Annotated in this window: 18 protein-coding genes and 1 pseudogene; 6 read left to right on the top strand and 13 right to left on the bottom strand. The window is 71.2% G+C overall.

What is annotated here, in order from left to right:
• Positions 1–117 precede the first annotated feature (117 nt).
• The 5 genes and pseudogenes from CG723_RS00630 to CG723_RS00615 all read right to left on the bottom strand — a co-directional run bounded on the left by CG723_RS00630 (position 118) and on the right by CG723_RS00615 (position 3,601).
• Positions 118–932: pseudogene (locus CG723_RS00630) on the bottom strand (ABC transporter ATP-binding protein).
• Positions 933–1,043: 111 nt separating this feature from the next.
• On the bottom strand, positions 1,044–1,184 hold the full coding sequence (locus CG723_RS46005) for a hypothetical protein (protein WP_159032365.1): 141 nt from the start codon (positions 1,182–1,184) through the stop codon (positions 1,044–1,046).
• A gap of 539 nt (positions 1,185–1,723) precedes the next feature.
• A complete protein-coding gene (locus tag CG723_RS00625; protein ID WP_100591169.1) occupies positions 1,724–2,491 on the bottom strand; it encodes a DUF3710 domain-containing protein in 768 nt (255 codons plus the stop codon).
• 1 nt (position 2,492) lies between these two features.
• Positions 2,493–3,020: a dUTP diphosphatase gene (gene dut / locus CG723_RS00620; RefSeq protein WP_100591168.1), complete on the bottom strand. Its 528-nt coding sequence runs from the start codon at positions 3,018–3,020 to the stop codon at positions 2,493–2,495.
• Entirely contained in the window at positions 3,017–3,601 is a 585-nt protein-coding gene (locus CG723_RS00615; RefSeq protein ID WP_100591167.1) for a PaaI family thioesterase, read from the bottom strand. The genes dut and CG723_RS00615 overlap by 4 nt, the downstream gene beginning before the upstream one ends.
• Before the next feature lie 58 nt (positions 3,602–3,659).
• Here CG723_RS00615 and CG723_RS00610 point away from each other — a divergent pair, with 58 nt between their 5' ends.
• Entirely contained in the window at positions 3,660–4,106 is a 447-nt protein-coding gene (locus tag CG723_RS00610; RefSeq protein ID WP_100591166.1) for a DUF3093 domain-containing protein, read from the top strand.
• A gap of 6 nt (positions 4,107–4,112) precedes the next feature.
• On the opposite strand, the gene CG723_RS00605 is transcribed toward CG723_RS00610, so the two are convergent.
• From CG723_RS00605 to CG723_RS00590, 4 genes are all read right to left on the bottom strand, one after another.
• Positions 4,113–5,078, bottom strand: a complete 966-nt coding sequence (locus tag CG723_RS00605) for a hypothetical protein (RefSeq protein ID WP_100591165.1) — start codon at positions 5,076–5,078, stop codon at positions 4,113–4,115.
• A 13-nt stretch (positions 5,079–5,091) separates the two neighbouring features.
• Entirely contained in the window at positions 5,092–5,388 is a 297-nt protein-coding gene (locus CG723_RS00600) for a DUF4193 domain-containing protein (protein WP_030357326.1), read from the bottom strand.
• Positions 5,389–5,849: 461 nt separating this feature from the next.
• Positions 5,850–7,094: a sensor histidine kinase gene (locus CG723_RS00595; RefSeq protein WP_100591164.1), complete on the bottom strand. Its 1,245-nt coding sequence runs from the start codon at positions 7,092–7,094 to the stop codon at positions 5,850–5,852.
• A 6-nt stretch (positions 7,095–7,100) separates the two neighbouring features.
• On the bottom strand, positions 7,101–7,754 hold the full coding sequence (locus CG723_RS00590) for a response regulator transcription factor (RefSeq protein ID WP_100591163.1): 654 nt from the start codon (positions 7,752–7,754) through the stop codon (positions 7,101–7,103).
• Between the two features lie 322 nt (positions 7,755–8,076).
• Here CG723_RS00590 and CG723_RS46765 point away from each other — a divergent pair, with 322 nt between their 5' ends.
• Positions 8,077–8,250, top strand: a complete 174-nt coding sequence (locus tag CG723_RS46765) for a hypothetical protein (RefSeq protein ID WP_199841616.1) — start codon at positions 8,077–8,079, stop codon at positions 8,248–8,250.
• An 84-nt stretch (positions 8,251–8,334) separates the two neighbouring features.
• Here the strand turns inward: CG723_RS46765 and CG723_RS00585 are convergent, their stop codons facing one another.
• Both CG723_RS00585 and CG723_RS00580 read right to left on the bottom strand, forming a co-directional pair.
• Positions 8,335–9,132 (bottom strand): inositol monophosphatase family protein, encoded by a 798-nt coding sequence (locus tag CG723_RS00585; RefSeq protein ID WP_100591162.1) that lies wholly within the window; start codon positions 9,130–9,132, stop codon positions 8,335–8,337.
• A 10-nt stretch (positions 9,133–9,142) separates the two neighbouring features.
• Complete coding sequence (locus CG723_RS00580; protein WP_100591161.1) at positions 9,143–10,279, bottom strand: ferrochelatase; 1,137 nt, start codon at positions 10,277–10,279, stop codon at positions 9,143–9,145.
• Between the two features lie 106 nt (positions 10,280–10,385).
• Here CG723_RS00580 and CG723_RS00575 point away from each other — a divergent pair, with 106 nt between their 5' ends.
• Positions 10,386–11,657, top strand: a complete 1,272-nt coding sequence (locus CG723_RS00575) for an MFS transporter (protein WP_100591160.1) — start codon at positions 10,386–10,388, stop codon at positions 11,655–11,657.
• Complete coding sequence (locus CG723_RS00570) at positions 11,584–12,945, top strand: D-arabinono-1,4-lactone oxidase (RefSeq protein WP_100591159.1); 1,362 nt, start codon at positions 11,584–11,586, stop codon at positions 12,943–12,945. Before CG723_RS00575 ends, CG723_RS00570 begins: the two co-directional genes overlap by 74 nt.
• 6 nt (positions 12,946–12,951) lie before the next feature.
• On the opposite strand, the gene CG723_RS00565 is transcribed toward CG723_RS00570, so the two are convergent.
• The gene (locus tag CG723_RS00565; protein ID WP_100591158.1) at positions 12,952–14,145 is read right to left on the bottom strand and encodes a hypothetical protein; all 1,194 of its coding nucleotides are present in this window, start codon (positions 14,143–14,145) and stop codon (positions 12,952–12,954) included.
• A 462-nt stretch (positions 14,146–14,607) separates the two neighbouring features.
• Between CG723_RS00565 and sepH the strand changes: the two genes are divergently transcribed.
• Complete coding sequence (gene sepH, locus CG723_RS00560) at positions 14,608–15,678, top strand: septation protein SepH (protein ID WP_100591157.1); 1,071 nt, start codon at positions 14,608–14,610, stop codon at positions 15,676–15,678.
• 70 nt (positions 15,679–15,748) lie between these two features.
• On the opposite strand, the gene CG723_RS00555 is transcribed toward sepH, so the two are convergent.
• The gene (locus tag CG723_RS00555) at positions 15,749–16,603 is read right to left on the bottom strand and encodes a sulfurtransferase (protein ID WP_100591751.1); all 855 of its coding nucleotides are present in this window, start codon (positions 16,601–16,603) and stop codon (positions 15,749–15,751) included.
• 250 nt (positions 16,604–16,853) lie between these two features.
• Between CG723_RS00555 and CG723_RS00550 the strand changes: the two genes are divergently transcribed.
• Positions 16,854–17,660 carry a VOC family protein gene (locus CG723_RS00550; RefSeq protein WP_100591156.1) on the top strand — a complete coding sequence of 269 codons (807 nt, stop codon included), beginning with the start codon at positions 16,854–16,856 and terminating at the stop codon, positions 17,658–17,660.
• Positions 17,661–17,663 lie beyond the last annotated feature (3 nt).

The following is a 17,663-nucleotide window of genomic DNA, read 5'->3' as shown; positions in this document are numbered from 1 at the left end:
GTGGGGGGCCATCCGTTCTTCTATGTGAACGTGAAGTACCTTTATGAACACGGGTGTTGGCCGGAGACCCTAGGTACGTACCAGCCTTCCGTCAAGAGGTGAAGAAAGAGCCGCAGTTCAGCTGTCGGTCCGGTCGTCGCGATCCGGCCATACACCCACGTGGCCCGCCTCACCCGTAAGCCGAACCCGACCGCGGAGCCCGTACCGCTCCACGTAGTCGCACGGCAGCTGGAGCCGGCCGCCCGGTCCAGAACCGTGAACTCCTCGCCCTCTCCCCCGCGTTCGCGCAGCGTCTCCGCCGACGTGCGGCCGTCGCGGATGCGGACCGTGCGGCGCACCTGGCCGGACACGAGCGGGTCGTGGGTGACGACGAGAACGGTCGCCCCCAGCTCCTCGTCTGCACGGCGCAGGGCCGTGAGCACGTCCCCCCGCTCGCCGTGTCGAGCTCGTCGGCCGGCAGGACACGCGGCGCGTTCGCCGTGGCCACCGCGACCGCGACGCGCTGCTGCTCGCCCCGGACAGCTCGGCGGGGCGCCGGTCGCGGCAGTGTGCGATGCACAGCACGTCGAGCAGTTCGGCGGCCCGCGCGGGCCGCCTGTCGCGGGGCACGCGCGCGTACTTCATCGGCAGGGCGACGTTCTCCAGGGCGGTGAGGTACGGCAGGAGGTTGCGCCCGGACTGCTGCCACACGAAGCCGACGGTGCGCGGCGGTAACCGAGGCGCTCCCTGCGGCTCATCGCGAGCAGGTCGTGCCCGGCGACTCCGGCACGCCCCGCGGTGGGCAGGTCCAGGCCCTGGAGCGCCTGCACATCGACCTCCTCGGTACGGAAGACGCGCACCAGGTTGCCGCAGACGACCAGACCCTCGTCGGCCGCGGGCCTGCTCGCGTCGCGGGCCCGCGCCTCAAGCCTGTGCAGGTCGGTGTCAGTCATCGCCTCTCCCCACGCGCAGAACGGCGCCGAGACCGCGACGCCTGCCGATCAAGGTCTCCACACCGGCCGCGGCGGCCACCAGCACACCGAGCCCGACACCCAGGGCCGCGGTCAGCGGCACAGCCGGAGCCGCTTCTTGTCGGCGGTGCGCACGGTGAAGCTGTCACGCGCGCGGGCACCGAGTTCGGAGGCGAGCACCTCGTTCAGCGCGGTCTCCGCGTCGCCTCCGCCACGCGGCCGGCGCCCGGACACGAGTTCGGCGTGCTGTCCCGCCCCTTCGAGGGCGACGACGGCGACGGTCGCGTCGGCGCGGGGCGCCCTGCGGCCTCGACGACGGGCGTTCGGTGGAGCGGGCGGACGGCGCCCGCAGCACGGACCAGGTGTGGTGCGGGAAGTAGTTACGGTCGAGCGCGGACCGCACATCGCGGTCCAACTCCCGTCCGCCGGCGGCACGGTAGCCCCCGGACACCTCGACGACAGCGGCTGGATCGGCGGCCGGCCGGCGCTGCGCCCTCGACAGCGTTCTCGGCGAGCGCGGCGAGCACCATGGCCGCGAGCAGGACCGCGAGCCCGTCGGCACACAGAACCAGCCGTGGTGCCCGCTCCTCCGCACCATGGCAGGCACCCGCCGTACGTCCACGAACCGGTCTCCCCGTGTGCGCGGCACATCAGAGGGTTGCGCGAAGGTCTCGCAATGGTCTGGACAACCTTCAACTGCCCGGCCGCGCAACGCCGATGGGCCGCACACTCCCGAGGAGTGCGCGGCCCATCGATGGCCGTACAGGTGCGGCTCAGCGCACCTCGGTGATCTCGGGGCCGCGTGCCAGCTGCCCCATGCCGCCCGCGAACCGGGAGCCTTCCTGCGGCTCCTGCTGCACGCCCTCGGCGACCATCTGCGCGTCGTCCGGCAGCTTCAGGACGATCGGGTCGCGCGGGGCCATCGGGCCCTCACCACGGACCACGACGGTGTCCCGGAAGATCTGCTCGAGGAGCCCGGCGGCCTGCGGCTGCACCGCGCCCTGCCCGGAGATCACTCCGCGCAGGAACCAGCGGGGGCCGTCGACGCCGATGAACCGGACGACCTGGAAGCCGCCCGTGCCGTCCGGCAGCTGCACCGGCACCTGGGCCCGCAGCTCCCAGCCGAGCGGACCCTCGACCTCGTCGATCACGCCACCCTGCTGAGTGATGCCCGAGGCGATCTCCTCACGGACCTCGCCCCAGATGCCCTCCTTCTTGGGGGCGGCGAAGCCCTGGAGCTGCACGGCGCTGTCCTGGAGGACGACGGTGGCCGCGACGATCGCGTCGCCCGCGACCTCGACCCGCAGCTCCATGCCCTCGACTCCGGGTACGAAGAGTCCGCCCAGGTCCACGCGGCCCTCACCGGGCTCACGGACCTCGGAGGCGTCCCAGGGGCCGTCGGGACGCGGCTCGGGCTCGAGCCGCACGCGCTGCGGCTCGCCCTCGTCAGCGTCGCTGTCGCCGGCTACGCCGTCGACGACCTGCTCGGCCTCGCCCGCCGCGTCATCGGCGGCGCCGTTCTTCTTGCGACGTCCGAACACGTCACTGTCCTTCCCGGTCGGATACGACCGATGCGTATCGATTCCCACCCTGATGCCCACCCGGGCCCGGCCCCACGGCGGCATGACCACCGGTGGACCCGAAGCCCCCCTCGGCCCGCGCCGAGTCGGGAAGCTCCGCCACCTCCTGGAAGCGCACCTTCTCGACCTGCTGGACGACCAGTTGGGCAATCCGGTCGAAGCGCTCGAACCGCACGCTGTCGCGCGGGTCGAGATTCACCACGATCACCTTGATCTCTCCACGGTACCCGGCATCCACCGTCCCTGGGGCATTCACCAGGGCGACACCGCAGCGGGCGGCGAGGCCGGATCTCGGGTGCACGAAGGCGGCGTACCCCTCGGGCAGCGCGATCGACACCCCCGTGGGGAGTACGGCCCGCTCGCCCGGCGCGAGCTCGCACGCCTCGGTGGTCCGCAGATCCGCGCCCGCGTCACCGGGGTGCTCGTACGACGGCAGCGGTACGTCGGGGTCGACGCGCCTGATCAGCACGTCGAGAGGGGCTCGGGTCACGGGTTCACCTCGAAGGCACGGGTGCGCCGGACCTGGTCCGGGTCGCTCATGGCCGCCTGGATCTCCTCCGGGCGTCCGTTGTCGATGAAGTGGTCGACCTTCACCTCGATGAAGAGGGCCTCTGCGCGGACCGCGACGGGCCCGTCGGGGCCGCCGATCCGGCCGGTGGCGGTCGAGTAGATCTTGCGGCCGGCGACGGCGGTGACCTCGGCGTCCAGGTACAGCACGGTGTCCACGGGCACGGGCCGCACGAAGTCCGTCTCGAGCCGGCCGGTCACCGCGATGACACGCAGCAGCCAGTTCAGCGAGCCGAGCGTCTCGTCGAGGGCGGTGGCCAGGACTCCGCCGTGCGCGAGGCCGGGCGCGCCCTGGTGGGCGGGGCGCACCGTGAACTCGGCGGTGACGCGGACGCCGTCCTGCGCGCGCGCCGCCAGGTGCAGCCCGTGCGGCTGTTCGTCGCCGCAGCCGAAACAGTGTCCGTAGTGCGCGCCGAGGAGCTCGCCGGGTGCGGGGGCATCGGGGTGCCGCACGGGCGCTATGGCGTCGGCGGGGGGCGTCAGAGCTGCAGAAGTACCACTCACAGGCGCAGACCTTACCCGCGCGTCCTGGGAGAAAGCGCACCGTGCCAAGCTTGGCTGCATGGAGCTCTCCACCGCACCGTTCGAAGAACGCCTCACCGCCCCCCGCTCGTGGTGGCTCGTCTCACTCCTGCTCGGCGTCGCCTGCGCCCTGATCCTGCTGCCGTTCGGCACGCTGCCACTGCTCGGAGGGCTTGTCGGCGGGACGGCCGCGGCGGCGGTGGTGACGAGTTCGTACGGCTCCGTGCGCATCCGTGTCGTGGCGGACTCGCTGGTCGCCGGGGACGCGAAGATCCCGCTGTCGGCGCTGGGTGACGCGGAGATCCTGGACGCCGAGGGGGCGCGCGCCTGGCGCACGCACAAGGCCGACCCGCGCGCCTTCATGCTGCTGCGCAGCTATGTGCCGACGGCCCTGCGCGTGGACGTCACCGACCCGCAGGACCCGACCCCGTACCTGTACCTGTCGACGCGGGACCCGAAGGGGCTGGCCAAGGCGCTCGGCAAGTAGCACCGGTCAGTTTCCGAGCTCCTTGGGCTCGGACGCGTCGCCCGGGATCAGCGGGTGCGGGTCGCTGGGGCGCTCCAGGGGCGGCAGTTCCGGCAGGGCGTCCCAGGGGACCTGGATCTTGCGCAGGTCCTTGCGGATCCGCCCCGCGAGCTTCTTGGTGTCGCGGCGGTTCATGACCGCCCCGACCGCGGCACCGACCATGAACGGCATCAGGTTCGGCAGGTTGCGCACCATGCGCTTCATGATCTGCTGGCGCAGCTCGCGCTTCATCTGGCCGCCGAGCGCCGCGTTGATCGTCGCGGGCTTCGTCACCTCGATGCCGCGCTCCTCGGTCCACGAGGCCAGATAGGCGGCGCTGCGGTCCTTGAGGGCGCCGGGCGGGCGCACGCCGTAGACCTCGTGCAGCTCGGCGACGAGCTTCATCTCGATGGCGGCGACGCCGGTGATCTCGGCCGCAAGCTCCGCGGGCATCGCGGGCGGTACGGGCATCATCGCGGCGGCGCCGATCCCCGCACCCACGGTGGAGGTGGCGTTGGCCGCGCCCGCGACGAGTTTGTCCGCGAGCTGTTCGGCGCTCAGGCCGGGGAACTGTCTGCGCAGGGTCGCCAGATCGCGCACCGGTACACGCGGCGCGTTCTCGATAATCCGGTCGGCGAGGTAGCCGAGTCCTGCTTTGGCGGCGGTGCCGCTCTTGCGGACGCCGTCTCTGACGGCGGCCACACGGCGCCTGGCGACCTGTGCACGGCCGCCGATCGGCGCTTGGTCACCCGCGGTGGGCACGGCGGGCAGGTCGCTGAATCCCGCCGCCGCGAGGTCGCCCGTCACCTCTCGGTCGTCGGCGTCCTCGAGCGAGGCTGCTCCAGTGGGGGAAGAGCCTCGCTCGTCGTCACGCACGCCGTCGTCGGACGGGCCACCGTCCGCTTCCCGGTCCTTCCGGGAGCGGCGCTTCCAGGGCGGGGTCGAGCCAGTCACGGCCGACCCTGCCTCAGTCGCAGTCGCGGCAGATCGGCTGGCCGTTCTTCTCCCTGGCCAGCTGGCTCCTGTGGTGCACCAGGAAGCAGCTCATGCAGGTGAACTCGTCCTGCTGCTTGGGCAGGACCCGGACGGCCAGCTCCTCGTTCGAGAGGTCGGCGCCGGGGAGCTCCAGGCCTTCGGCGGCCTCGAACTCGTCGACGTCGACCGACGAGGTCGACTTGTCGTTCCGCCGAGCCTTGAGCTCCTCGATGCTGTCCTCGTTGACGTCATCGTCGGTCTTGCGTGGGGTGTCGTAATCCGTTGCCATGTGTCGCTCTCCCCCTCTGGGTGTATGCGGTGTCTCCAGCGCACAACGCGCGGGAGGCCGGACTTTGTGCCCGACCTGAGGCGGAGATTTTGCCTCACATCAAGGTCTGTTACTCAATCGACACCCAACCGGATCCCTCATGAGTGATCGGGTTGGATGGCGATCGGGACCGTACACGGTCCGAAGGTGGCACCTCACGGGCGCCACCCCGTGTACTTCCCGTGATCCGGACCCCTGAAAACCCGGATTTTCCCGGCTTTCCGGGGGCTTTCACGATCACGGAGAGTAGATGGCCGGAAATTCGCCCTTGTGATCGATCACACACGGTCTCCCCGGGATCAGGTCCCGAAAATTCCGCTAAAAGCGAACTCGCCCGGCACGTCGGCGGAAGCATCTCAGATCGGTCGCCGACCCGCATCTCGGAAGGCTCGAATCGGCGGGTGACACGCGTCTCGGAGGCCTCAGATCGGCAGGGTGACCCGCATGACGAGCCCACCCCCTTCACGCGGCTCCGCGATGATACGGCCCCCATGAGCGCGCGCCACCGAGCGGGCGATCGACAGACCGAGCCCCACTCCCTTGTCGCTCCCGGTGCGCTCGGTGCGCAGCCGCCGGAACGGCTCGAAGAGGTTGTCGATCTCGTACGCGGGCACCACGGGCCCCGTGTTGGACACCACGAGGACCGCCTGGCCGTGCTGGGCCTCGGTGGTGACCTCGACCCAGCCGCCCTCCGGGACGTTGTACCGGACGGCGTTCTGGACGAGGTTCAGGGCGATGCGCTCCAGGAGCACGCCATTGCCCTGGACGACGGCCTCTTTGCGCTCGCCGCGGATCTCGACGCCCTTCGCGTCGGCCTCCGAGCGGGTCTGGTCGATGGCCTGCGAGGCGACCTCGGCGAGGTCGACCGGCTTGCGCTCCACGATCTGGTTGTCACTGCGGGCGAGCAGGAGCAGGCCCTCGACGAGCTGCTCGCTGCGCTCGTTCGTCGCCAGGAGCGTCTTGCCGAGCTGCTGGAGCTCCACCGGCGCTCCTGGGTCGGAGAGGTGGACCTCGAGCAGTGTGCGGTTGATCGCGAGCGGCGTGCGCAGCTCGTGCGACGCGTTGCCGACGAACCGCTGCTGCGCGGTGAAGGCTCTCTCCAGGCGGTCGAGCATGTCGTCGAAGGTGTCGGACAGCTCTTTCAGCTCGTCGTCCGGGCCGTCCAGCTCGATGCGCCGCGACAGGTCCGTGCCGGCCACCCGGCGCGCGGTGCGCGTGATGCGGCCCAGCGGGGACAGCACGCGGCCCGCCATCGCGTACCCGAAGGCGAACGCGATCACGGCGAGGCCGAGCAGTGCGAGGAGCGAGCGACTGAGGAGGTTGTCGAGTGCGTGTTGACGCATCTCGTTGACGCACTCGTTCAGCGCGGAGTTGAGCTGGCTGGTCGTGGGGTGGTCGGGGAGACCTGTGAAGTTGCGGCAGGTGCCGCTGCTCACCGTGCCGCCCGTGACCGTGAACGGCAGGTCACTGCCGACGTTCAGGGCCTGCGCGGCGAGCAGATAGATGATCGACAGCAGCAGAATGCCGGCGATCAGGAACATGCCGCCGTACAGCAGGGTGAGGCGTATGCGGATGGTGGGGCGCAGCCACGGGTAGGGCGGCTCGGCTTTTCTGGGGTCCCACGTGGGTTTCGGAGGCGCGGCCGGTGGCGCGGGTGACGAGGCCACAGGGGATCAGATCCGGTATCCGGAGCCGGGCACGGTCACGATGACGGCTGGCTCTCCGAGCTTGCGGCGCAGGGTCATGACGGTGACCCGTACGACGTTCGTGAAGGGGTCCGTGTTCTCGTCCCAGGCCTTCTCCAGGAGCTGCTCGGCCGAGACGACGGCGCCCTCGCTGCGCAGCAGCACCTCGAGGACGGCGAACTCCTTGGGCGCGAGCTGGATCTCCTTGCCGTCGCGCAAGACCTCGCGGCGGTTCGGGTCGAGCTTGATGCCCGCGCGCTCGAGGACGGGCGGCAGCGGCACACTCGTACGGCGTCCGAGCGCCCGCACGCGGGCCGTCAGCTCGCTGAACGCGAACGGCTTGGGCAGGTAGTCGTCGGCACCGATCTCGAGGCCCTCGACGCGGTCGCTGACGTCGCCGGAGGCGGTCAGCATCAGGACGCGGGTCGGCATGCCGAGTTCGACGATCTTGCGGCAGACGTCGTCGCCGTGCACGAGCGGGAGGTCCCGGTCGAGGACGACCACGTCGTAGTCGTTCACGCCGATGCGCTCGAGGGCGGCCGCGCCGTCGTACACGACGTCGACGGCCATGGCCTCCCGGCGCAGTCCGGTGGCCACCGCATCGGCGAGCAGCTGCTCGTCCTCGACGACGAGTACGCGCACGTCGCTGTCCTTCCTGTGTGACCTGCGGGCAGGTTTTGAGCACCTGTGAGCAGGTCGGGGTCGTGGAGTGTGGCCTCCATCCTGCCCCTTTCGGCCATAAACCGGCTGTAAGGCGGTGGGGCGCACAGGGAATGCGGATTTTCTCGCCGGTCGAGGTTTCTGTGGAAGTGAGCGCGGGGAGGACGGATTTACACCCGCGATCACGCTTTGTATGTGGCGTGCCACGACCCGCTTTCCGCAGGGCGGTTTGAGTCGTGATCGCCCCTTCCGAGGGCACACCCCCGTGCCACCGACCCACGACCCAGGACGAGGGGGCGCAACCATGGACGCATTCACCGCAGGACTTCTGCAGCGCATCAAGGCGACCGAGTCCGATCTGAGCCGGGCTCGCGAGACGGGCGACGAATTCCTCGTCGAGATCGAGCAGGACGAGCTGGACGACCTGCATCGGCTCGCCGCCGAACACGGCGTGGAGCTCGGCGTCTCGCGCGTCTGACGCAGCACGGAAGGGCCCCGGCGCCTGGTCGATCCAGGCAGGCGCCGGGGCCCTTCTCTGTGCTCAGCAGGCTGGGGACGCCCTTCAGTCGTGCCAGGCCCCGAGCTCCTCAAGGCGGTTCTGGAGCTGCTCGAAGAGTCCGGGCGGCGCCGCGATCGTCAGCTCGCCGGACGGCACTTCGCCCGGACGGCCACCGGTGAGCGCGCCCGCCTCCCGCGCGATGAGGTCGCCGGCCGCGAGGTCCCAGGGGTTCAAGCCGCGCTCGTAGTACGCGTCGAGGCGTCCGACGGCGACGTCGCAGAGGTCGATGGCGGCCGAACCGCCACGCCGGATGTCGCGCACGTGAGGCACCAACTCCCGTACGACATCGGCCTGGTGGGCCCGGCGGGCGGCGAGGTAGCCGAATCCCGTGCCGACCAGCGCCTGCTCGAAGGGGGGCGCCACGCGCGCGTGTGCCGGGCGGTCGTTCACGTACGCGCCCTGGCCGAGGACCGCGCGGTAGGTCTCTCCGCGCAGGGGCGCGGCGACGACCCCGACGAGGGTCTCGTCGCCCTGGAGCGCGGCGATGGAGACCGACCATTCGGGGCGCCCGTACAGGTAGTTGACCGTTCCGTCGATGGGGTCGATCACCCAGGTGATCCCGCTGCTGCCCTCGGTGCTCGCGCCCTCCTCGCCCAGGACGCCGTCGTCCGGCCGTCGCTCCGCGAGGAAGCCCGTGATCAGCTTCTCGGAGGCGATGTCCATCTCCGTGACGACGTCCACGGCGCTGGTCTTGGTGGCGGCGACGCCGAGGTCGGCGGGGCGTCCGTCGCGCAGGAAGGTCCCGGCGCGGGCGGCGGCCTCCAGGGCGACCTCGAGGAGTTCGGCCTTCAGGTCTGTCACGTCGGGATCCTTACGCGTACGGGCTGTCGGCGCCCGCGGCCGCGGGCTTGGGGGCACGGGAGGGGCAGCAGCCCACCGGGCAGAGGTTGTGGCTCGCGCCGAGCGCGCCCAGGGCACAGGGCGTGACGGCCCGGCCGCTCTCGGCGGCGGACCGTTCGAGGACGAGGTCGCGGACGGCGGCGGCGAAGCGGGGGTCCGCGCCGACCGTGGCGGAGCGGCGCACCGGGAGGCCGAGCTCGGCGGCCTTGGCCGTGGCCTCGGTGTCGAGGTCGTAGAGGACTTCCATGTGGTCGGAGACGAAGCCGATGGGCGCCATCACGACGGCCGGCACACCGGCACTGTGCCGCTCCTCGAGGTGGTCGCAGATGTCGGGCTCCAGCCACGGGATGTGCGGGGCGCCGGAACGCGACTGGTAGACGAGCTGCCAGGGGTGGTCGATGCCGGTCTCCTCGCGGACCGCGTCGGCGATCGCGCGCGCGACGTCCAGGTGCTCCTTCACGTAGGCGCCGCCGTCGCCGTGGTCACCCACGGGCCCGGAGACGTCGGCTGCCGCGGTCGGGATGGAGTGCGTCGTGAACGCGATGTGGGCGCCGTCCCGTACGTCGTCGGGGAGGTCGGCGAGCGACTTCAGGACACCGTCGATCATGGGGCGCACGAAGCCGGGGTGGTTGAAGTAGTGCCGCAGCTTGTCGACGCGCGGCACCTCGAGCCCCTCCGCTTCGAGGGCGGCGAGCGAGTCCGCGAGGTTCTCGCGGTACTGCCGGCAGCCCGAGTACGACGCGTACGCGCTGGTCGCGAGGACGAGGATGCGCTCGTGGCCGTCGGTGACCATCTCGCGGAGGGTGTCCGTCAGGTACGGCGTCCAGTTCCGGTTGCCCCAGTGGACGGGCAGGTCGAGGCCGTGGTCCGCGAAGTCCTTGCGGAGCGCGTCCAGCAGGGCGCGGTTCTGCTCGTTGATGGGGCTGACCCCGCCGAACAGGAAGTAGTGCTGCCCCACCTCTTTGAGCCGCTCCTTGGGGATTCCCCGGCCGCGCGTCACGTTCTCCAGGAACGGGACCACGTCGTCCGGGCCTTCGGGGCCTCCGAACGAGAGCAGCAGCAGGGCGTCGTAGCCGTCGAAGGGCGTGGGATCGAGCGCATCGGACATGCCTTTGATCCTGCCATCCGTCACTGACGGGCGGAAAACGGGCATGCCCGCAAGCCCCGGGACCCGTAAGCTGTCTTGGCCACCTACGCGCCTTACCGGAGTCGACTTGCCCAGCCCCTACCGCGCCATATTCGCCCTGCCCGGCACCAAGAGCTTCTCGGTCGCCGGGTTCCTGGGCCGGATGCCCCTGTCGATGATGGGCATCGGGATCGTCACGATGGTCTCCCAGCTGACCGGCCGATACGGGCTCGCGGGTGCCCTGTCCGCCACCGTGGCACTCTCGGCGGCGGCCATCGGCCCGCAGATCTCACGCCTCGTCGACCGGCACGGACAGCGCCGTGTGCTGCGGCCCGCGGCCCTGGTCTCGCTGGTCGCGGTCGCCGGTCTGCTGCTGTGCGCGAAGTTCGAGGCGCCGGACTGGACACTGTTCGTCTTCAGCGCCCTGATCGGCTGTGTGCCGAGCGTCGGCTCGATGGTCCGGGCGCGCTGGGCGGCCCTCTACAGGGACACCCCTCAGCTGCACACCGCGTACTCCTTCGAGTCCGTCATCGACGAGGTGTGCTTCATCTTCGGGCCGATCATCTCGATCGGTCTGTCGACGGCATGGTTCCCGGAGGCGGGGCCCCTGCTCGCGGGCTGCTTCCTCGCTGCCGGGGTCTTCTGGCTGACCGCGCAGCGCGCGACCGAGCCGGTGCCGCATCCGCGCGGACAGCACTCCGGGGGGTCCGCCCTGAGGTCGCGCGGTCTTCAGGTCCTGGTGGCCACGTTCGTCGCGACGGGCACGATCTTCGGTGCGGTGGACGTGGTGACCGTCGCGTTCGCCGAGGACGAGGGCCACAAGGCGGCGGCCAGTCTCGTGCTCGCGGTGTACGCGGCGGGTTCCTGCGCCGCCGGAGCGGTCTTCGGACTGCTGCACTTCAAGGGGGCGCCCGCGCGCAGGTGGCTGGTCGGTGTCTGCACGACGGCCGTGAGTATGATCCCCCTCCTACTGGTCGGGAACCTTCCGTTTCTGGCCGTGGCGCTCTTTGTCGCGGGCCTGTCCATCGCGCCGACGATGATCACGACGATGGCCCTCGTCGAGCAGCACGTACCACGCGCGAAACTGACCGAGGGCATGACCTGGGTGAGCACCGGACTGGCGGTCGGTGTCGCGCTCGGCTCCTCCGCGGCCGGCTGGGTGATCGACGCCGCCGGTGCGAAGGCCGGGTACGGGGTTCCGGCCGTGGCCGGCGCCGTCGCGGTGGCGGTCGGGTTCCTGGGGTACCGCCGGCTGAAGCAGCCGGTGCCGCAGCGGGGAGGAACCAATGAGCACGGGGAACTCGGGCAGCGACACGACGAACGCCCGGCAGGCCAGGACACGGAACGAACCGTGGCGTAACTGGGCGGGGAACGTCACCGCGCGGCCGGTCCGCGAGGTGACGCCCGCGTCGGTGGAGGAGCTGTCGGCGGCCGTCCGCGCGGCGGCCGATGACGGCCTCAAGGTGAAGGCCGTCGGTACGGGACACTCGTTCACCGCGGCGGCGGCCACCGACGGTGTGTTGATACGCCCTCAACTGTTGACCGGCATCCGCAACATTGACCGCGACGCCGGCACCGTCACGGTGGAGGCCGGCACCCCGCTCAAGAGGCTCAACCTGGCCCTGGCCCGCGAGGGCCTGTCGCTCACGAACATGGGCGACATCATGGAGCAGACCGTCTCGGGCGCGACCAGCACGGGCACGCACGGCACGGGCCGAGAATCGGCGTCGATATCCGCGCAGATCAAGGGCCTCGAACTGGTCACCGCCGACGGCACGGTCCTCACCTGCTCGGAGAAGGGGACGGCAGAAGAACGCGCGGTCTTCGCGGCTGCACGGATCGGACTCGGCGCCCTGGGCATCATCACGGCGATCACGTTCGCCGTGGAGCCGATCTTCCTGCTCACCGCCCGCGAGGAGCCGATGACCTTCGACAGGGTCGCGAGCGACTTCGACGCGCTGTACGCGGAGAACGAGCACTTCGAGTTCTACTGGTTCCCGCACACGGGCAACTGCAACACCAAGCGCAACAACCGCAGCGCCGGCCCGGAAGCCCCTGTCAGCAGGTTCAGCAGCTTCCTCGAGGACGAGCTCCTGTCGAACGGCCTCTTCCAGGCGGTCAATTCACTCGGCCGCGCGGTCCCCTCGACGATCCCGTCGATCGCCAAGATCTCCAGCCGCGCGCTCTCCGCCCGCACCTACACGGACATCCCTTACAAGGTCTTCACGTCCCCGCGCCGCGTCCGCTTCGTGGAGATGGAGTACGCCGTTCCGCGGGCGGCCCTCGTCGAGACTCTGCGCGAGCTGAAGACCATGATCGAGCGCTCGAACCTGCGCATCAGCTTCCCGGTCGAGGTCCGCACGGCCCCCGCGGACGACATCACGCTCTCCACGGCGTCCGGCCGGGAGAGCGCGTACATCGCCGTCCACATGTACAAGGGCACCCCGTACCAGGCCTACTTCACCGCGGCCGAGCGCATCTTCACCGCGCACGAGGGCCGGCCGCACTGGGGCAAGGTGCACACGCGCGACGCGGGCTACTTCTCGACGGTCTATCCGCGCTTCGGCGAGTTCACGGAGCTGCGCGACCGTCTCGACCCGGACCGCCTGTTCGCCAACGACTATCTGCGCCGGGTCATCGGCGACTGACCGCGCTCACCCCTCGGGCGTCTCGTCCTGCTGCTGCGGCACGTCAGCTCCGTCGCCGCTCTCCGAGGTGCTCGGAGTGGGCGTCGGGGCAGGCGTCGGCGTGGACTTGTCCCCGCCGGTCCCGGAACCGCTGCCCGAGCCGTTGTCGTGACCGGTGTGGGAGTCCTCGCTCGCGCTGGGCGTGGGCGTGGGCTGCACGGTGTCTCCCGTCTGCCTCCCGCCCCCGTCCTGCGGCGTGCCGCTCTGCGTCCCGGAGCTGCTGCTGTCCGACGGCTCCTGCGAGGTGCTCGGCACGGGGGTGTGGTCGTTGCGGGACGGGTGGCCGCCTCCGCCGGTGAAGGCCTCGCGAAGCGTGGTCCGCTGCCCGTCACCGCTGAAACTCTGCCCCGAGGCGAGTTCGTACGTCGTGATGCCGGCCATCGTCACTCCGAAGACCACGGCAGCGGCGACGAGAGGCCGCTTCCAGCTCCGCACACGCGCGCGATGCGTGGTCCCTTCGGTGTACTCGTCGCCCAAGTCGCCCGGCGGAGGCGGCAGTTCCGACCTGACGGCCCCGACCCCTCCCCCGTCCGCCGGTGCGGCACGCAGCACGCGCGTAGCGTCGTCCACGGCACCGGGACCGGCTCCGGCCCCGACCCTCAGCAACTGGGTCTTCTCAGCGGCGGCACCACCGGCCGTCAGAAGCTGTGTCCGATCCGGATCGCCGGCATCCGCCGTGAGGAGCTGTGTCCGCTCGGCGTCCAGGGCCGGGAGGACAGTCGTCGCGTCGGCGCCCTGTGCCGATGCGCCGCTCATCCCCCACGACGTGGTCCTCGGCGGCACGTCCGCCCGCATCGCCGCCGTGGCCGCGGGCGGCGTCACGGAGGCGGGGACCATGTCGGACCGGAAGGTCTCCGGTACCGGACGCCCGTCGTCCGTCACCGGGGTCTGCCGGCCCTTCGGTATCGCCTGGCCCGCGACGTCACGTATCTGCTCGCCCGTGCGCCGGAAGAAGTGCTGGAAGAGCGAGCCACCGCAAGTGGCCAGCGCGCTCACCACGCCCGCGCCCACGATCGTCCCGTACACACCGAGCCCGGCGGCCAGCTTGGCGGCCACCACGGCGGCCACGGCGCTGCCCGCCACCTGCGGCACATTCAGGTCGAGCCGCTTCCCCTTGGGCTTTTCTTGTGCATCCTGGGAGGTTTCCGGCTTCTCACCCATCTCCGACCCTTGCCTGCCTTTCTCGACTTACTTCACGAGAAAGGGACGGATGGACGAAGTGATTAGTTCCGTTTCTGGGGATTTCGTGAAGCACGCCACGTCCATGAACCCCGAACGAGGGACGCCCCGTACTCAACTCCCGTCCCCCATGAGAACTTCGATGGCGTGCCGGTCCACCCGAGTGGCCCGAATGGAGTACCGTTGCGAGCCCTGGGTCCGGTCTCCCGTCAGGGCGCCCGGGGCCTTCCAGGACCGCCGGGAGGGGGTTCGTTGCACAGGGTGACGAGCTCGGTCACTTAGCGTTGCGAACAGGTAACCGTGCCATAACGGCGATCCAGGGCCCATGCCCGACACGCCGGGCAACTCGGCAAGGTTGTGGCAGGCTGCACCCGGGCAGGCCACACTCGACTAGCGGAAGCAGCGACGCACGTGACGTCGGCAGGCACCACCCGGGAGGTCCCCATGCCCGAACTGCGTGTCGTGGCCGTCTCTAACGACGGCACACGGCTGGTGCTGAAGGCTGCGGACAGCACGGAGTACACGCTTCCGATCGATGAGCGCCTCCGGGCCGCCGTGCGCGGCGACCGTCCGCGCCTCGGCCAGATCGAGATCGAGGTGGAGAGCCATCTCCGCCCCCGCGACATTCAGGCGCGCATACGTGCCGGTGCCTCCGCCGAGGAGGTGGCCCAGCTCGCCGGCATCCCCGTCGACCGCGTCCGCCGCTTCGAGGGCCCTGTCCTCGCGGAGCGCGCCTTCATGGCCGAGCGCGCCAGGAAGACCCCTGTACGCCGTCCCGGCGAGAACGCGGGCCCCCAGCTCGGCGAGGCGGTGCAGGAGCGTCTGGTGCTGCGCGGCGCCGACAAGGAGACCGTCCAGTGGGACTCGTGGCGCCGCGACGACGGCACCTGGGAGGTCCTGCTCGTCTACCTGGTCGCGGGTGAGCCGCACTCGGCGAGCTGGACGTACGACCCGCCCCGGCGGCTCGTCCAGGCCGTCGACGACGAGGCCCGCTCGCTCATCGGTGAGACCGACGACATCGCCACGCCGGAACCCAGCTTTCCGTTCGTGCCGCGCATCGCGAGGCTGCCCCGCGACCGCCCGCTCGACCGGGCCCTCGACCGGCAGTTGGAGCGCCCCACGCTGCCGGCCCCCGCACCGGAGATCACCGAGGAGAGCCCGGCGGCCGTCTCCGCCGCCGAGCGTGACTCGCTGACCAGCCTTCTGGAAGCCGTACCCAGCTACCGCGGCGACATCGTGGTCCCCGAGCGCCCCACGGTGCCCGCGCCCGATCCCGTCACGGACGAGCCGGAGCCCGCCGAGGCGGAGGAGCCCCCGGCGCCCGCCGCGTCCGCGGGAGCGGGTTCCGCCTACGCGGACGTCCTCATGCCGCGCAGCGTCGCGGGACACCGGGACCGCCTCACCGGCACCACCGACCGCCAGGCCGAGGCCGACGGAGTCCGTCCCGGACGGCGCGCGGCCGTGCCGAGCTGGGACGAGATCGTCTTCGGCACGCGCCGCAAGAAGCAGGACTAGCCGCAAGCGGTACGCAGAAGAGGCCCGCGCCCATCGGCGCGGGCCTCTCGCGTACTCACCTGCCGAAGCCCTACTGCGGCTCGGGGCCGGTCGCGACGGGGCGTGACTCGTCCGAGGACCACTCGGACCACGAACCGACGTACAGCGCCGCGTCGATGCCCGCGACCGCGAGGGCGAGCACCTCGTGGGCGCCCGAGACGCCGGAGCCGCAGTACACGCCGACCTCGCCCGAATCCCCGGACGCGCCAAGGGACTTGAAGCGGGAGGCGAGCGCGTCGGCGGGCAGGAACCGGCCGTCCTGCGCCACGTTCTCCGACGTCGGCGCGGACACCGCGCCCGGGATGTGACCGCCGACGCGGTCGATCGGCTCCACGTCGCCCCGGTAGCGCTCGGCGGCGCGGGCGTCGAGCAGGATCCCCGAACGCGCCAGCGCGGCCGCGCCGTCGGCGTCCAGGAGCGCCACTGCGCCCGGCGCGGGCTCGAACGTGCCCGGCACGGGCGACGGCACCGCGGTCTCCAGCGGGCCCTCCCACGCACCGAGGCCGCCGTCGAGAACTCGCACGGACGGGTGACCCGTCCAGCGCAGCATCCACCAGGTGCGCGCGGCGGCCCAGCCCTGCCCGCCGTCGTACACGACCACGTCCCGGTCGGCCGACACGCCGGCCCGCCGCATCACGGCGCCGAAGGACGCCACATCCGGGAGGGGGTGCCGACCTGCCGCTCCGGCCGGTCCCGCGAGGTCGGCGTCGAGGTCGACGTAGACCGCGCCGGGGATGTGCCCGGCCTCGTATGCGGCCCGTCCGTCGAAGGCCGGGGCGCCCGCCGCCTTGGCCACGCTCAGCTGCCAGCGGATGTCGAGGATGACCGGCGGGGCCACGCCGGTCGACTCGCTCGCGAGTTCGATTGCGGAGATGATGGCATTCATGAGGGCCATCCTTGCTCATGCTCTGGCCCGAGCGCCGTCGGTCGGCTAGCGTGCACGATCGACTACCGAGCGTTGACCGACCGGACAGCGCGAGGCCGTGGCGCGGCAATGGATGCGGGCATCTCACCGGGCATCCTCGTGCGAGGATCCGGCCGGGGCGGCGCGGCCGATGGGCGTCGCGCGGCACGGAGTGCCACCATCAGCTCGGGCGCGTTGCGACACGTGATTTTGTTCCGAGGAGAGAGTGACGATGACCGAGGCAGCAGCCAGGCGCGCGCCGGGCACCCCGTGCTGGGTGAGTCTCATGGTGCACGGCATGGCGGCGACCCAGGAGTTCTACGCGGCGTTGTTCGGCTGGGAGTTCCGGCCGGGACCGCAGCAGCTCGGCCCCTACGTGCGGGCCCTGCTCGACGGCCATGAGGTGGCCGGGATCGGGCAGATGCCGCCCGACCGCCATCTGCCCGTCGCCTGGACCCCGTACCTCGCCTCGGACGACGTGGACGCCACGGCCGAAAGCATCCGCCACTGCGGCGGCACCGTCGGCGTCGGCCCGCTCGACGCCGGGGAGGCGGGCCGGATGGCCATCGCGTCGGACCCGGCGGGCGCCGTGTTCGGCATCTGGCAGGCGGCGGAGCATCTGGGGATGGCGCTCACCGGGGTGCCGGGGGCGCCGGCGTGGAACGAGCTGGTGACCCAGGAGACGGCGAGCGTCGCCAAGTTCTACGAGGCGGCCTTCGGCTACGAGGAAGAGGCCGTCGTCTCCGCCGACTTCGACTATCTGACGCTGCACCTCAACGGCAGCCCGGTGGCATCGGTGCACGGCGTGGGCCAGGCGCTCCCCCGCGACCGGGGCGCGCACTGGATGACGTACTTCGAGGTGGCGGACGTCGACGAGTCGGTGTCCCTGGTCGAGGAGCTCGGCGGCCACGTCCTCAAGCCCGCACGCGACGGCTCCCAGGGCCGCCTGGCGACGGTCGCGGACCCGGAGGGCGCGGTGTTCACCCTCGTACGGTCAGCGCCGCGCGAGGAGGACCAGGGCCTCCTGACGGATGCCTGAGAC

The sequence above is a fragment of the Streptomyces sp. CB01635 genome (assembly GCF_002803065.1).
Classification (GTDB): domain Bacteria; phylum Actinomycetota; class Actinomycetes; order Streptomycetales; family Streptomycetaceae; genus Streptomyces.
This window is presented reverse-complemented; position numbering and strand designations above follow the sequence as displayed.

What these genes read in the sequence shown, in the direction of transcription:
- CG723_RS00565 (WP_100591158.1), bottom strand. Translation starts at nt 14,145, where the DNA reads ATGGGTGAGAAGCCGGAAACCTCCCAGGATGCACAAGAAAAGCCCAAG.
- CG723_RS00550 (WP_100591156.1), top strand. Translation starts at nt 16,854, where the DNA reads ATGACCGAGGCAGCAGCCAGGCGCGCGCCGGGCACCCCGTGCTGGGTG.
- CG723_RS00555 (WP_100591751.1), bottom strand. Translation starts at nt 16,603, where the DNA reads ATGAATGCCATCATCTCCGCAATCGAACTCGCGAGCGAGTCGACCGGC.
- CG723_RS00610 (WP_100591166.1), top strand. Translation starts at nt 3,660, where the DNA reads ATGGAGCTCTCCACCGCACCGTTCGAAGAACGCCTCACCGCCCCCCGC.
- CG723_RS00600 (WP_030357326.1), bottom strand. Translation starts at nt 5,388, where the DNA reads ATGGCAACGGATTACGACACCCCACGCAAGACCGACGATGACGTCAAC.
- CG723_RS46765 (WP_199841616.1), top strand. Translation starts at nt 8,077, where the DNA reads ATGGACGCATTCACCGCAGGACTTCTGCAGCGCATCAAGGCGACCGAG.
- CG723_RS00570 (WP_100591159.1), top strand. Translation starts at nt 11,584, where the DNA reads ATGAGCACGGGGAACTCGGGCAGCGACACGACGAACGCCCGGCAGGCC.
- CG723_RS00580 (WP_100591161.1), bottom strand. Translation starts at nt 10,279, where the DNA reads ATGTCCGATGCGCTCGATCCCACGCCCTTCGACGGCTACGACGCCCTG.
- sepH (WP_100591157.1), top strand. Translation starts at nt 14,608, where the DNA reads ATGCCCGAACTGCGTGTCGTGGCCGTCTCTAACGACGGCACACGGCTG.